Raw genomic sequence first — 16092 nt, forward strand, 5'->3', positions numbered from 1 at the left:
GAAACAAAGTCATAGAAATGAAAACTATACATATTGTGGTCTAATGACCGATTTGGGTTAAACCTATACTTGTATAGTTTTATAGGATTCCTATACAAACTATACAAGTTTCTTCTTGACACAAGATATTACTATTACCAGATGTAACTTAGGATGTTAACGAAAATAATATGAAGAAAAAGACAATACTACTAATTATCTTTTCTATAATCCTTATAGGTGCAATTATTTGGTGTGTCAATGCACCCTATCGTGAAGTAAATCTAAATGACAACTTAGAAACGATTCAAAAGTCTGAATCTTGTATCTCTGTTCATGAGTTGTATAAAGATAAAGACTGGGACACAATGATCGTTATTAAGCCTTACGATAAGCGTACTGCCTCTGATGAAAGAATTGATATGGGCTATGCTGGGGACAGAGCTGCTATCCTTGATAACACTTTATTTGATAGTATCTGTACACTTCTCTTTATAAAGGGGAATAAGCTTGTCGCCTTTTCGAGTATTTATCGTAATGTAATCGATTTTAGTTCACTGAGCAAAACAACCTATAAGGCTACAGATAAAATACGAATTATAAATAAGTTTGCAACAGATTGCTGATTTTACCCTAATCAATCATTAGAGTCTTGACCTATATACTTATTGTGGTTTAATGATAGCTGTGGGTTTAATCGGTGCAAACTCTTATTTAGGCATTTTGAAATCATCTACAGAAACACCTTCACGTAGCTGGTTTATGTCTACATATGTCCATATTCCACGCACCCTCCCACGCTTACTTGACTGCCATATGTCGTGCTTAGTATCTGGTAGTTGAGGAGGAAGATTATAGTTTGCAATGAACAATCGATACCTGTTAAACTCTGGATAAAGGTTCAGATGATAATAAGCTTCATTGGTGTAAATCATCGGAGAATGTCCTGTTCGTTCCTTTATTAATCGGATAAACTCAGCAAGATTCTTCTGAATAATCTCACGTCCCCAACTGCGTGTTCCATCCTTTTCTATGTCTACAAGTAGTAATAAGTCTTGCTGACTAAGGTCAATGTTGGCAAGAAAGTTATCTACTTGGCGTTCCATAGAAGTTCGATAAGTCAAGAAGTGATAAGAACCTACTAATAAGCCTCTTTCCTTTGCAGCTTTAAAGTTTCTCTTATAGAATGGGTCAACGATAGAACTACCTTCTGTAGCCTTGATATAGACAAATCGAAGTTGTGGATTCTCCTCCACTAATTCATCCCAATGTATCTTCCCTTGATGGCGTGAGATGTCCAGACCATCAAAATCTTTGGAATATGGTCCCTTAGTCATATCGTGGTAAGGCCATTGGTCGCTGACTACAGAGCGCGGCTTTCGCCATGGTTTAAGATCAATGATAAGAATAGTAATCAGCACCGCTAAAGCAGCACAAACCCACCACCAAAAACTATGTTTGTTGCGCATTTGCTTTCTGCGCCTACGTTTACGCTTTATCATCTGTTGTCTTAACTTGTAGAGCTTATATCTGGAATGTTAAGCATATTAGGGTCGATAAGCCTAATAATATGCGTTCTTACGACTTTAAAACATCGCAAAGGTAAACATTCTTTTTCAATACTACAAATTGCATATATCGTAAAAAATGATATGATTTCATCGACTATATGCAAGTTAAAGTGATTGTTTAACCAGTTTAACATTCATCTCTAACTTTATTAATTAAATGTTAAAGTGTTGTATATCAGGAATATTTTTTTTATCTTTGCAGCGTTAATATGAAACTGAGGCGTGGTGGTAACTCATTCTCACATAGGAACACGCCGTAGAGAGTAGCTCTATTGACTTACTCTTCCAAGGTTTCGGAAAGTTTTTAATGATGAGAATTTTAAAAGTAGTAAGTATTTGTTTCTTAATGATTTTTGCTTCACATGTTGAAGTGTCAGCCAAAAAAGATGGCTTTGATTGGGAACCAGTAATGAATGCAATCATCCAGATTGAAAGCAAGGGTAATCCTGCAGCTGTAAATGGTCCTTATGTTGGTGTACTGCAGATTTCCCCAGTTTTGGTAAAGGAGTGCAACAACATCCTTAAAAGTACTGGTAGCAACAAGCGTTATTCGCTTTCGGATCGTTTTAATGCTACAAAGTCAAAGGAAATGTTTATTATCATTCAGAGTTTCCACAACCCATTAAATAGTGTTGAAAGAGCTATTCGCTTATGGAGCGGTGGTATTCGATATAATGTGGCTAAGACACAAGCTTATTTACGCAAAGTAATGCGTTACATGAACTAATAAGCGCAATAATTATTTAAGAATCCTCTTATTTAAAAGTCCGGCTATCCTTTCCTTTGGAACAGATAACCGGACTTTTCCTTTCTTTTCTCTTTCTTTTTTCTTACTTTTGCAGTAAGAATACATCAGATTATTATTTCGTATTCTGATGGGTTTGACGTGTTATACAAGTATTTATATGAAGACAAAGCTATTATTTTATCTTTTCCTTTCAGTTACTACCCTATCAATGCATGCTCAAAATGTTACGTATCACGGCTCAAAACACTATAACATAAGAGTGAATCAATTTAAGCAAGAAGGCTCTTTGCCAGATAATGCAATTGTTATGTTGGGTGATAGTCATTCCGAATACGGGAAAGACTGGAATCGTTTTTTTCCAAACGCGAGAAAGATTATCAATAGAGGGATTATAGGAGATGATAGTCGTGGAATCTCTAAACGCTTAAATCAGATTCTGCCTTATAATCCCAGTAAGATATTCTTTGAATGCGGAACAAACGATTTAAGTCATGGTTGGACGGTTGATCGTATCTTTCAAGGGGTAGTTAATGTCATAGAGACAATTCGTACAACATGTCCACAAACCAAGCTGTACGTACAAAGTCTTTTACCTTTAAATGAAAAAGTTGGTGTATGGAAACTACTTAAGGGTAAGGATGATATGATTATTCAGTTAAATGAGAAGTTGAAGGGTTACTGTAATGACAATAAACTTGTTTTTATCGACTTGTATCATCCCCTCTTAGGGGTCAATGCTAAAGAAATGCACGCAGACTATTGTCGTGATGGACTGCATCTTTCGAATAAAGGTTATGAGGTTTGGGCAAATATTATCCGCTCTTATATTAATGAATGACGTTAGTGTTCATTTTAGAGGTTTGCTGTTGTTCTTGATGATAAAGCCGAATTTAGTTGTTAAGTAACTGTTGATTTGTCTTTGCCAGTATCTCTATTTGTAAAATAAAATCACATCTTAAAAAATAGAAGATGCTCTTTTGGCTTGCAATTAACGCCCAATTGGCTTCCAAAAGGTGTCCTTTTGCGATGTTACTAACGCCCTTTTGAAGTCCAATTAATCCCCTTTTTGTATAGTGTTTTGCAACTACTTGATAATCGGTTAGTTACAAAGATAAAAAATAACGACTATTTTAATCCTACATAAGGTTTGATAGTCGTTATTTTTGTAATGAAATTTCGTAAACTTTGTGTATCTTGAAATGATTACCTAATGTCGTTTAGAAGGGCACTCTCATATCTCCACTTGGGTATGGTGGTATAGGGTCATCATTCATCTTGCTACCAACAATCTCACCACCTAATGGGTCATTAGGCATTGGAGCTGCCATATCCAAATCCTCTGGATTAGCAAAACGAGTGTATTCACCACGGAAGTTGAGCAGAACATCACCAGTTGCACCCTTACGATGCTTGGCAATAATAATCTGAGCCATACCATGAAGGTCGTTTCCGTGGTCATCTTGCAGAATATGATAATACTCTGGTCGATGCACAAAGAGTACCATATCGGCATCCTGCTCGATAGCTCCAGACTCACGCAAGTCACTTAACTGTGGGCGTTTACCCTCACGTGGGTCACGCTGTTCAACTGCACGACTCAACTGTGACAGTGCTAATATTGGAATGTTCAGCTCTTTTGCAAGTCCCTTCAAGGAACGGCTAATCGTAGAAACCTCCTCCTGACGGCTATTGAAGCGCATACCATTGGCATTCATCAGCTGTAAGTAGTCAATCATGAGCACTTCAATATTATGTTCACGCACCAAACGACGCGCTTTTGTACGAAGTTCGAAGATTGAAAGCCCAGGTGTGTCGTCAATATAAATCGGTGCACCCTGCATCTTTCGTATGTTAGAGTCGAAACGCTCCCACTCGTCAGGTGTTAGCTGACCATTAAGAATCTTGTTACCAGGTACAGAACAAACGTTTGAAATTAAACGATTGACAAGCTGTACGTTGTTCATCTCAAGAGAGAAGAACGCAATTGGTTTACGATAGTCAATGGCAATATTTTTAGCAATACTAAGTGCAAAAGAAGTCTTACCCATGGCAGGACGACCAGCAATAATAACCAAGTCGGATGCCTGCCAACCAGCTGTTATCTTATCTAAGTCGTGGAACCCACTTGGTACGCCAGTTAAGCTACCCTTATTGTTTGCTGCCTTGAGAAGTAATTGATGGGCTTGTTCAACGACAGAGTCAATCTGTACATAATCTTGTAGCATATTCTTCTGGGAAATCTCAAACAGAGCACCCTCGGCTTTCTGCATCAACTCGTCAACATCCACGGTTTCATCGAAAGCATCAGTCTCAATCATTGATGCGAACTGGATAAGTTGTCGCGCCAAGAACTTTTGTGCAAGAATATGTGCATGATACTCAATGTGTGCAGATGAAGCAACATTGGAACTAAGCTCAACAATATATGCAGGACCACCAACTTCTTCAAGTGTTCCTTTATGACGAAGTTCTTCTACTACGGTCATAATATCTACAGGCTTCTCCTGTAGATTCAGAGATTGCACAGCCTCATAAATCTTCTCATGACGAGACTCATAGAATGTCTCTGGTTTGATAATCTCTGAGACAACAGTAAAGGCATCCTTATCAATCATAAGCGCACCTAAAACAACCTTTTCAATGTCAGTTGCTTGTGGTTGTAGGTGACCAAACGTTGTGTCGATAGGAGCCTGCTTGGTTCTACGACTACTTTTATTGTTATTACTTCTTTCTGCCATATGGTGGCAAATTTACAAAAAATATTCCATTTCTAACACCATTCTTCTAAGCTTTTATTATCTTTGCAAAAAAGAATTCTTTAATTATATTTTAGACTATGATTACCTTTCCTTGCTGTAAAATCAACCTTGGATTAAATATTGTTGCAAAACGTCCTGATGGCTATCATGACCTTGAAACAGTTTTTTATCCTGTTCCTTTATGTGATGTGTTGGAAATTAAAAAGATGGATGAGGAGTTTCCCTCTCCTACTCCCATAGACTTAAAAGTGACTGGTCATGCTGTAGAATGTGATGAGCGTAATAATTTGGTAGTTAAGGCTTATCATCTCCTTGCAAAGGATTATGAGTTACCTCGCATACATGTTCACCTTGTTAAGCGTATTCCTATGCAGGCAGGACTTGGAGGTGGTTCAGCTGATGCTGCTTATATGATTCGATTGCTCGATGAGCGTTTTCGTTTGAATATGGGTAATGCAGAGATGGAGCGTTATGCAGCCCAATTGGGTGCCGATTGTGCGTTCTTTATTCGTTCTGAAATAGCCTATGCAACGGGAATAGGTGATGTTCTTGCACCTGCAGATAACGAACATCATAGTTTAGAAGGATATTATCTTGCATTGGTAAAGCCTGATGTAGCTGTCTCTACTGCCGAAGCCTATGCTGGAGTGACACCCAAGAAACCTGCGAAAAGCTGTCGTGATATAGTTCGCCAACCAATTGATACATGGCGTGATGAGCTTACAAATGATTTTGAAAAATCTCTTTTTGCAAAATATCCTGTGTTGGCTGATGTTAAAGAAAAACTATATGCGAATGGTGCTTTGTATGCACAGATGTCAGGTAGTGGTAGTACTATCTTTGGTATCTTTGGTCAAAAGCCAGCGAATATAAAGGAATTTTTCCCAGGAATGTTCACATATTGTGTCAGACTCTAATTCCAATTCTTTAGATATTCATGATGGAAAAAGCATTAACGGTTTATAAAGCGTCAGCAGGTTCAGGTAAGACTTTTACGTTAGCATCGGAATATATTACTTTAGTGGTAAAGTATCCACAAGATTATAAGAAGATTCTTGCTGTTACCTTCACCAATAAGGCAACGCAGGAGATGAAAACGCGTATTCTTTCCCAGCTATATGGTATTGCCCATAAGTTGCCAGATTCTCAGGCATATTATGAACAGGTATTACGGAAGACTGGTTTCCCTGAACTCACGATTAGAGAGAATGCCGCTGAAGCTTTGTCGCTGCTTACCCATCATTATAATGAGTTTCGTGTACAGACGATTGACGCCTTCTTTCAATCTGTATTGCGTAATCTTGCTCGTGAACTGAATCTTACGGCTAATCTCCGTATTGATCTCAATGATGAACAAGTGGAAGCTCAGGCTGTCGATGAGTTGATTAATAGTCTTGAGGAAGGCGAAGAGGTCTTGACTTGGATTCGCGATTACATCGATAAAAATATTGAAGATGACAAGGGGTGGAACGTCATTGGACAGATAAAAGACTTTGGAAAGAATATTTTTAAGGACTTCTATAAAGACCATAAGGCAGAACTTGATAGTCGGTTTCGTGAAGAATCGTTTTTTGACGATTTCATAACGGTTTTGCGTAAGATACGAAAGGAAAGTCCTAAGAAGGTTAAAGAACAGGCAGGAAAGTTACTTCAAAAAATAAGTGATGCTGGTGTTGATACTGGATATTTCATTAAAGGATTGTGTGGATATATTACTAAGCAGTTTGAGAATGAACCTACAGATGAGGGACCATCTGCAAATGTGTTGAAATGTCTTGATAGTCCAGATAATTGGTTGCTGAAGAAATGCCCTGCAGGGGAGAAAGAGCGCATTAGTACTCTTATCTCCGAATCATGGTATGATGACTTACTGCTATTAGAACAATATCGAAAAGAATGTTGGAAAGAGTATCAATCCAGTAATCTTACACTTAAACATCTTTCTCAACTTCGTCTTTTACATGCCATTTCTGAGGCTGTTGATGAGATAAATAAAGACACGAACCGATTTATGCTAAGTAACACTCAGTCACTACTTAGCACTTTGATGAAAGATACTGATACTCCATTCGTTTTTGAAAAGATGGGTGCTTACTTGAAGCATATCATGATTGATGAGTTTCAAGATACGAGTACTATTCAATGGACTAATTTCCGTAAGTTACTCGATAACTGTATGGCTCAAATAGAATCTCACAATTTGATTGTGGGTGATGTTAAGCAGAGTATTTATCGATGGCGCCAAGGTGATTGGAAGTTACTAAACAATATTGAGCATGACTTCTCTGAAGAGCAAATAAAGATAGAACCTCTTGAAACTAATTATCGTTCTGAAGAGAATATAATCCGATTTAACAACGCTTTCTTTACGCAGGCCGTTATTCAAACAGTTAAAGAATTAGAGAGTGATGATATAAAAGGTGCTTCTCAGTTGATAGAAGCTTATAAAGAGATTGAACAGAAACCAAGAAAAGATGATGGTAAGGGATCTGTTCATATAAAACTCTTTCCTTATGATAAAAAGGCAGTATCAGAATATAACGAGAATGTTCTCAATGAATTAATTAATAATATCCGTGAACTATTAAAACGTGGGTATAAACAAAAGGATATTGCAATTCTTGTCCGATCAAAAGGAGTAATACAAGATATTGCCGACAAGTTCCAAGGTGAGTTTGGTACAGATGTAAGTATTGTTTCTGATGAAGCATTCCAATTGGATGCTTCGTTAGCTGTTAATGTGATTATTGCTGCTCTGCGATTGCTTACACATCCTGATGATAAACTTACAGAAAGTAAGTTGGTTAAGCTTTATCAACAACAAGTAAAACAGACGGATAGAGATAATAATGCTTTATTTGTAGATGAAGGTGAAAAAGAATTAAAGTCTTTTTTACCAAGTGGTTATGTAGATAAGTTTGATTTTTTGTTAAGATCGTCACTTGTAGATCTTGTTGATGAGATTTACTCACTTTTTAATCTCGGTAGTCTTGAAGGACAAAGTGCATACGTATGTACATTCTACGATACATTGAATGAGTATTTGAGAGACCATCCTGCAGATATTGATGATTTCATCGAAGAATGGGAAGATAGTCTTTCAAGCAATACAATTCAAAGTGATGAAGTTGATGGAATACGTTTGATTACCATTCATAAGAGTAAGGGATTGGAATATGATAACGTTCTGATTCCTTTCTGTGATTGGGGATTAGAAAAAACAGTAGGTAATACAATATGGTGTCCAGGTGATAATAAGGAGAAGCCTTATGGAGATTTACCGTTGATTCCGATAGATTTTTCTAAAAAGATGATAGGTACTGTCTTTGAAGATGATTACAAAGAAGAGCATCTTCAGAATACTGTAGATAACATGAATTTGCTTTATGTTGCCTTTACACGTGCAGGAAAGAATCTATTTATTACTGGTAAAAAGGCTTCTAAAACCACTTTTACTAAGCTACAAAATGGTAATACTGCCACAGATCGTTCACAGATTATTCAATTAGTTATTGATGATCTTGCTAATGAATTGCCAGAAGCAAAGGTTGATGATGCTGGTGATAAGGAGGCTATCAGTTTCGATTTTGGTACTTTGTTGGATTGTGAACAGCGTGTTGATAAGGAGAAGTCTACGGAGAATCCTTTTGAACTTACTCCTAAGACGCATAAATTAAAGATAGAAACTTTCCCCCATCCTGTTAGCTTCCGACAGAGTAATAAGAGTCATGACTTTATCAATGGTGAGGATATTGACCCTTCAGATGCAAATCGTTATATAAAGGTTGGAAATATACTTCACCAACTTTTTTCTACTATCCTTACTGAAGATGATATTGAACCACGCTTGAAGGAATTAGAACAAGAAGGAGTTATCTATAATGATGAGGTTACATCGAGAGAATTGCAGAATAAGATTGCCAATGCTCTGATGAATGAGAAAGTAAAAGATTGGTTTAGTTCACGATGGAAGTTGTTTAATGAGTGCACCATTCTTGACTATGATAAGGAGAGTGGAGATATTCATGAACATCGTCCTGACCGTGTAATGACCGATGGAAAGGAGATTATTGTAGTAGATTTCAAGTTTGGTAAACCACGTGAAGAATACCATGAGCAAGTACAACGCTACATGAGTTTGCTTATGCGAATGGGCTATGAGAAGGTGTCTGGTTATATTTGGTATGTCGTTAGAAATGAGATCGTACCAACCCCTTTTCTTCCATTAAAGGGCGAATAGCCTATATTACTTAACTTCATTCATTCTTAACAAGCGTTCTGATATATAATTATGAATACATTTCTCGAACACGTTGCAGCTGATTTACTGAAGAAGTATGGTAATGACATGGCGCATATAGCTGTTGTCTTTCCTAATAAGCGTGCTGCACTCTTTCTGAATCAAGCATTAGCTCGATTGGCTGATGGTCCTGTATGGAGTCCAGCATATATTACCATCTCTGACTTCTTTCGTCAACATTCAGAGCTAACAATAGCTGATCCTATTAAAAGTATTTGCGATCTTTATAAGAGTTACATCGAGGTAACAGGCAATACAAATGAAACCTTAGACCACTTCTATGGTTGGGGGCAACTGCTCTTAGCCGATTTCGATGACATCGATAAGAATATGGCAAACGCTGAGATGGTCTTCTCTAATATTAGTAACCTTAAAGAGTTAGATGATATTAGTTATCTTACCGATGAACAGAAAGTAGAATTACGCCGTTTCTTCGCTAATTTCGACGATGATCCAGAGGGTATTAGAGAGCGTTTTATAACTCTTTGGAATAAGTTGAATGATATATATAATGATTTCAAGCAAAGGCTTAAATCTCAAAAACTTGCATACGAAGGTATGCTTTATCGTGATGTGGTAGAGAAAACAAAGATAGAAGCACAATATGAATGCTATGTTTTTGTCGGATTCAACGTACTTCAGAAGGTAGAACAGCTTCTTTTCAAACGCTTCTTAAAGGAAGAAAGGGCAAGTTTCTATTGGGATTATGACCGATATTATATGAAGCCAACAAATGAAGCAGGTAACTATATTCGTTGTTGGCTTGATAAATTCCCCAATGCTTTACCAAACGATAGCGATGAATTGTATGATAATTTAGGTAAAGAGAAGGATATAAACATTATCTCTGCTCCTACAGAGAACTTACAAGCACGTTATATCACCGAGTGGTTGCGCGAGAATGAAAGATATAAAGATGGTAAGCGAACAGCAATTGTTCTTTGTGATGAACATCTGTTGCAGACTGTAATCCATTGTATACCTGATGAAGTCGAAACTCTGAATGTCACAACGGGTTATCCGTTACAACAAACCCCGATAGCATCGATGGTTACGCAGCTTTGGGCGTTACAGACAGAAGGTTATTCTGTACAAGAACAGAGTTATAGACTTCACTATGTAAACAGAGTATTACGACATCCTTATGGGAAGTATCTCACACCAAAAGTTGCCGAAATCATCGAACGATTGAATAGTGAACGACAGTTTTATGTAAAGCCAAAAGAAGGCTCAATCTTTGAATACCATCCAAGTGATAAGCAGAACCTACAAGTATTAGTTAATTGGTTGGCAGAAACTATCCGTTTCATCGGTGTAAATGGTGCAGCTGACAAAGACCCACTTTTTGAAGAGTCTGTTTTTCGTATGTACACCTTACTCACACGATTGTCTGATTTGATGATAAATGGGGATTTAGATGCAGATAAGATTATCTTCCGTCGTTTATTAACACAACTTATTGCTGCTACAAGTATTCCTTTCCATGGTGAACCAGCACGTGGAGTACAAGTGATGGGCGTTCTTGAAACGCGTAATCTCGATTTCGATCATGTACTTGTGCTCTCTTGTAATGAAGGTAATATGCCAAAGGGAATAGACGATGCATCGTTCATACCTCATCTTATTCGTAAGGCATACGAGTTAACAACAATTGATAATAAGGTGTCTATCTACAGTTACTATTTCCATAGTCTGATTCAGCGGGCAAAAGATGTTACTTTCCTTTATAATAACTCCACTCAAGGTAGCCATACAGGAGAGATGAGTCGTTTCATTTTACAGTTGATGGTAGAGTGGAATCACCCAATTCATCGATTAACTTTGCAAGCAGGGCAAGAGCCTATGCACTGTGAAGCAGAAGTGGTTGAAAAGAATGAAGCTGTACTGAATAGACTCGATGAAATCAGTTATTTCTCCCCAACTGCTATTAATACATATATAACTTGCCAGCTAAAGTATTACTTTAAGTATATTGCAGGTATTAATGAACTCGATGAAGTCGATGTAGATGATGTTGATAATCGAATGTTTGGTAATATCTTTCATACAGCAGCACAGCTTATGTATGAAAAGTTACTACCAAGAGAAGTCATCACAGCTAAGAACATAGATTATTTGTTGAAGACAGGTAAGAGCACACAGTCACTCACATCAGGCAATGCAGAACTTACATTGGATGATATTGTCGACGAGGCATTTGCTACTGAACTATTTCATCAACAACGAGGAGTAAAGAAACATCCAAAGCTCAATGGACTCCAACTCATCAATCGTGAAGTTATCATAAAGTACCTTCATCAATTATTGCGAATTGATCGACGTTCTGCCCCATTGCGTGTGATTGGTCATGAGTTTCCTGTTAAACGCTCATTGACAATTAATGTGAATGGATTGGAGAAGCAAATAGAAACAGGTGGACGTATTGACCGTTTAGACGAGATTCTTGTTGATAGTGATAGCGCACGCTTGCGAGTTGTAGACTATAAGACTGGTGGAAAAGCAGCGGAGTCATTGAAAAGTGTTGATGAAATGTTTGACTCAAAGAATTTAAGTAAAAAGAGTGACTACACAATGCAGGCAATGCTATACAGTCTTATTGAAGCAAAGAACGATTCTGAACATAATCCAAATCATCGTGCTGTTAGTCCTGCTTTGCTCTTTATCCAACATGCAGGTAGTGAAGATTATACTCCTGTACTATCAATAGATAAGGAAGAAGTTACTGATGTCACCGTATATGAAGAGGATTTTCTTAGAAATCTCACGGAGAAACTCGAAGAAATACATAATCCTAATATAGCTTTTGCTCCAACAGACAATACTGATAGTTGTCAATACTGTCCTTATAAACAGATGTGTGGACGATAATTACAGCTATAAACGATAATAGGCGGTCATAAATGCGAATACATTTATAACCGCCTATCGTTTTCTATTGTTCTTAACCAATAATCTTAAATTTGGCAAACTTCAGCAGTAGTTGTTTGGTTCCTGCATTACGGAACTCAACTGTTGCCTTAGCATTTTCTCCAGAGCCTTCAAGGTTTAATACCTTTCCAATGCCGAAGCGTTGATGTTCAATGGTCACGCCAACACTGAGTCCAGCTATTGAGGCTGTCGATGAAATCGAGGATATTGAAGTACTCTCTGTTGATAATGTTCTACCGCCATTTGTCATTGCAGATGATAGGCGTTTGAAATTACCACCCTCCGCTATTAATCTGCGTTTAGCACGCTCAGAGAATGGGTCAACAGCAGCTTCAGGACGTTTACGTTCAGTTATCTTTGGCTTTGGATCAGCACGAAATTGGCTTGCAACAGGATTTGAATTCTGCCATCTCGAGCCCATTTGACGATATTCTTGTCCCCAAGGTCTGCTACCTGTGTATGCCTTGTTTGGTTCGTACTCACGGAAATTATCTTCTGAGCGATTACGTCCCCAAGCGTTTCTTGAACTATTATCCTCGTCCCAAGGCATCTTACGTCGTTCACCTCCAAAAGCACTGTTTGCTTCATCTTCTACATGAATCAGTGCAGGGTCGAAATCATTTAAGAAACGACTTGGGTTGTCCACTTGCATTGATCCATAGCGAAAACGATTCTTTGCATTCGTCAATATACAATGTCGTTCGGCACGTGTTATAGCCACATAGAGTAATCTTCTCTCTTCTTCTATCTCACGTTTTGAACTTGCTGACATAGGACTTGGGAATATATTTTCCTCCAATCCAACGACAAATACCGTAGGAAATTCTAATCCTTTTGCTGCGTGAATTGTCATTAATGTAACTTTCGGAGTGTCATCGTCTTCCTTGTCAGCATCTGTGTATAATGCTACTTCCTGAAGGTAGTCAGTAAGGTAAACATTCTCTTCTCGTCCTTCTTCGCGTCCAGAGTCCACAAAGCCCTGCATAGCCGACATAAACTCTTCTAAGTTCTCTCGACGAGCCAAGTCCTCTGGCTCACTCCCCGAACGTATATCAGCACTTAGTCCACTCTCTTCAATAATCTCCTTTCCAAGCTCGTATGCATCCTTCAATGCTACATTCTTAATAAAGCCACTGATAAGTGTTCTGAAAGCAAAAAGCTTTGTCATTGTACCCTTGTTGACATCTAATCCATATTGAATAGGATTGAGGATAGTTTCCCATAGCGATACAGAATTGCGTTGGGCACAATCAATAATCTTTTGAATGGTCGTGTTACCAATTCCACGTGTTGGGTAATTGATGATACGCCGGAAGGCCTCTTCGTCATTAGGGTTAGAAACCAAGCGGAAATATGCGATGATATCTTTGATTTCCTTACGTTGATAAAACGAAAGTCCACCAATAATCTTGTAAGGAATACCTTGTTTGCGGAATTCATCCTCGAAAGAACGACTCTGTGCATTCGTACGGTAGAGAATGGCAAAGTTGCCATAATCACAGTCATCATTGCGTTTGATACGCTTCAGTTCATTCGCAACAACCATAGCCTCTTCCCTATCACTATAGCAAGGTTTATAGAGAATCTTGTCTCCTTCGGCTTCTTTAGAAAATACATCCTTAGGAATCTGTCGTTCGTTGTGTTTCATCAACGAGTTAGCTGCCTGTACGATGAGCTGTGTTGAACGGTAATTGCGCTCTAACTTAAAGAGTTTAGCATCGTCAAACTTATGCTTGAAGTCAAGGATATTGTCAATGTTTGCACCACGGAAAGAATAGATACTCTGATAGTCATCACCCACAACACAGATACGACGATGTGTCTCAGCCAACTGGCTGATGATACTAACCTGTGCATAGTTTGTGTCTTGATACTCGTCTACCAAGATATATTCAAACTGCTGGCCATACTTCTCTCTAATCTCTTTGTTATCACGGAAGAGCAAGAAGGTATAAAGCAGAATATCGTCAAAGTCCATTGCATTTGCCTGACGACATCTTGCTTCGTATGCTTTGTAAATCATGTGGATAGCCGGCATACGTGCACTTCGGTCACGCTCAATGGCAGCACGGTCTTCTGCATATTCTGAAGCAGTAATAAGATGGTTCTTTGCCATTGAAATAAAGTTATGCACCGAGGCAGGTTTATATGTTTTCTCGTCAAGGTCTAAGGCTTTTACAATACTCTTAATAAGCGAACGAGAGTCGTTTTCGTCATAAATAGTGAAATTACTTCCAAAGCCGATAGCCTCCCCTTCACGACGTAGGATACGTGCAAAGATGGAGTGGAACGTTCCCATATAAAGATGTTGCGCATCTTTAGCAGTTGTTATCTGTGCGATACGTTCCTTCATCTCTCTTGCAGCTTTGTTTGTAAACGTAAGTGCAAGAATGTTCCATGGCTTCAAGCCTTTATTAAGTAGGTAGGCAATCTTATAGGTAAGGACACGGGTCTTACCAGATCCAGCACCAGCAATCACCAGTGATGGTCCTGTACAATACTCAACTGCCTCACGCTGGCTTTCGTTCAGTGCGGAGAGGATAGCCTCTTCCTTATCTTGATTTATCATCTTATCTTTTTATTTTTGTCGAACAGAATTGTTTAATAGGCTAATATACAGATGTTTTAATGTTCTTCTGGGAAGGCTGGTATAAAAGTCATTTGGTGTTCAATCTGTCCAATTCTCTTGCGCATATAAGGTCCAGGATTCTTTGAGGAGAAGCGACGTGGATTAGGTAATGTCGCTGCTATAAGTGCACAATCTCTTCGACTAAGTTGGCTGGCCTCCATACCGAAATTCTGTTCAGCACAAGCTTCAACGCCATAGATTCCATCGCCCATCTCAATTGAATTAAGATAAACCTCCATGATACGTTGTTTGCTCCATAGTGTTTCTATGAGGAAAGTGAAATAAACCTCCAATCCTTTTCTTACCCATGAGCGTCCCTGCCACAAAAAGACATTCTTTGCTGTTTGCTGAGATATGGTAGATCCACCACGCAGTTTCTTCCCTTTCTTCAGGTGGTCTTCTGCAGCTTTCTCGATAGCTTGATAGTCGAAACCATGATGTGTAAGGAAGCGTTGGTCCTCACTTGCCATCACTGCTACAGGCATTGATTTTGACATCTTTTCTAACGGAACCCAGTCATGATAAAGTTTCACAGACTCTCCTTTACCAATCTGTTCAAAACAACGACTAATCATCAGAGGGGTGAAGTATACAGGGATAAAGCGATAGACAACTACCGCCAATATTGTGGAGATAAAGGTTAGGGATAATACCCATCTTATCACTTTAAAAATCTTCTTGAACATAGTTAATGAGTTAATTATTTGCAAAGGTACTAAATCTTATTCGATAGCAAGCGTGAAGAAGAAGTTTTTTCGGTTCTTCCGAAATATGGAGTGATAAACTAAATCTCTTACATAGTAAGGCACACAGAGAAAAAGAGCAGACGGAGTTAAACGCTACACAGAGGTGTCAGTGGCACAAAGAGCGACTATTGCTATCCAGTAGATATTCCCATAGAAGTTAAAACTGAAGTTAGTCTATTAGTATATCTTTTTATTTTTACAAGTAATCCCTCTCTTTGTTTATAGAGGAATGTAAACTTTTTTTCAACCTTTCAAAGTCCACACATGCTCTTTTAGCTTCTAAAAGACGCCTAATTGACTTCCAATAGGTGCCCTTTTGAAGTGTTACTAACGCCCTTTTAAAGCCCAATTAGGCATCTTTACTTTTGTTGTTTTGTAACTTATTGATTCATTGAAGGTTATAAACCTACTCGTGATAGGTTGTTTTTGCCA

The 16092-nt window shown here is 38.2% G+C and carries 10 protein-coding genes; 6 read left to right on the top strand and 4 right to left on the bottom strand.

The genetic code is table 11. The features are described 5' to 3' along the window. Positions 1-170: 170 nt before the first annotated feature. Positions 171-605, top strand: coding sequence for a hypothetical protein (locus HMPREF0659_RS08855; RefSeq protein WP_044046055.1), 435 nt, complete (start codon positions 171-173; stop codon positions 603-605). Positions 606-689: 84 nt separating this feature from the next. Here the strand turns inward: HMPREF0659_RS08855 and HMPREF0659_RS08860 are convergent, their stop codons facing one another. Then, positions 690-1481 carry a glycoside hydrolase family 25 protein gene (locus tag HMPREF0659_RS08860; RefSeq protein ID WP_013265633.1) on the bottom strand — a complete coding sequence of 264 codons (792 nt, stop codon included), beginning with the start codon at positions 1479-1481 and terminating at the stop codon, positions 690-692. Positions 1482-1857: 376 nt separating this feature from the next. Between HMPREF0659_RS08860 and HMPREF0659_RS08865 the strand changes: the two genes are divergently transcribed. Both HMPREF0659_RS08865 and HMPREF0659_RS08870 read left to right on the top strand, forming a co-directional pair. Beyond that, positions 1858-2277 (top strand): hypothetical protein, encoded by a 420-nt coding sequence (locus tag HMPREF0659_RS08865; protein WP_044046056.1) that lies wholly within the window; start codon positions 1858-1860, stop codon positions 2275-2277. A gap of 178 nt (positions 2278-2455) precedes the next feature. Continuing rightward, on the top strand, positions 2456-3136 hold the full coding sequence (locus HMPREF0659_RS08870) for a GDSL-type esterase/lipase family protein (protein ID WP_044046057.1): 681 nt from the start codon (positions 2456-2458) through the stop codon (positions 3134-3136). Between the two features lie 379 nt (positions 3137-3515). Here HMPREF0659_RS08870 and dnaB read toward each other — a convergent pair whose 3' ends face one another. Further along, positions 3516-5036, bottom strand: coding sequence for a replicative DNA helicase (gene dnaB / locus HMPREF0659_RS08875; RefSeq protein WP_013265241.1), 1521 nt, complete (start codon positions 5034-5036; stop codon positions 3516-3518). Between the two features lie 98 nt (positions 5037-5134). Here dnaB and ispE point away from each other — a divergent pair, with 98 nt between their 5' ends. The 3 genes from ispE to HMPREF0659_RS08890 are packed head-to-tail and all read left to right on the top strand — an operon-like array spanning position 5135 to position 12225. Then, on the top strand, positions 5135-5974 hold the full coding sequence (gene ispE, locus HMPREF0659_RS08880; RefSeq protein WP_013265131.1) for a 4-(cytidine 5'-diphospho)-2-C-methyl-D-erythritol kinase: 840 nt from the start codon (positions 5135-5137) through the stop codon (positions 5972-5974). Between the two features lie 23 nt (positions 5975-5997). After that, entirely contained in the window at positions 5998-9297 is a 3300-nt protein-coding gene (locus HMPREF0659_RS08885) for a UvrD-helicase domain-containing protein (protein ID WP_044046183.1), read from the top strand. Positions 9298-9348: 51 nt separating this feature from the next. Further along, positions 9349-12225 (top strand): PD-(D/E)XK nuclease family protein, encoded by a 2877-nt coding sequence (locus HMPREF0659_RS08890; RefSeq protein WP_013265640.1) that lies wholly within the window; start codon positions 9349-9351, stop codon positions 12223-12225. Between the two features lie 73 nt (positions 12226-12298). On the opposite strand, the gene HMPREF0659_RS08895 is transcribed toward HMPREF0659_RS08890, so the two are convergent. Next, entirely contained in the window at positions 12299-14854 is a 2556-nt protein-coding gene (locus HMPREF0659_RS08895) for an ATP-dependent helicase (protein ID WP_013265330.1), read from the bottom strand. Between the two features lie 56 nt (positions 14855-14910). Further along, positions 14911-15600 carry a monofunctional biosynthetic peptidoglycan transglycosylase gene (mtgA, locus tag HMPREF0659_RS08900; RefSeq protein ID WP_013265250.1) on the bottom strand — a complete coding sequence of 230 codons (690 nt, stop codon included), beginning with the start codon at positions 15598-15600 and terminating at the stop codon, positions 14911-14913. Positions 15601-16092: the final 492 nt, after the last annotated feature.

The organism is Prevotella melaninogenica ATCC 25845 (genome assembly GCF_000144405.1).
Taxonomy (GTDB): Bacteria; Bacteroidota; Bacteroidia; order Bacteroidales; family Bacteroidaceae; genus Prevotella; species Prevotella melaninogenica.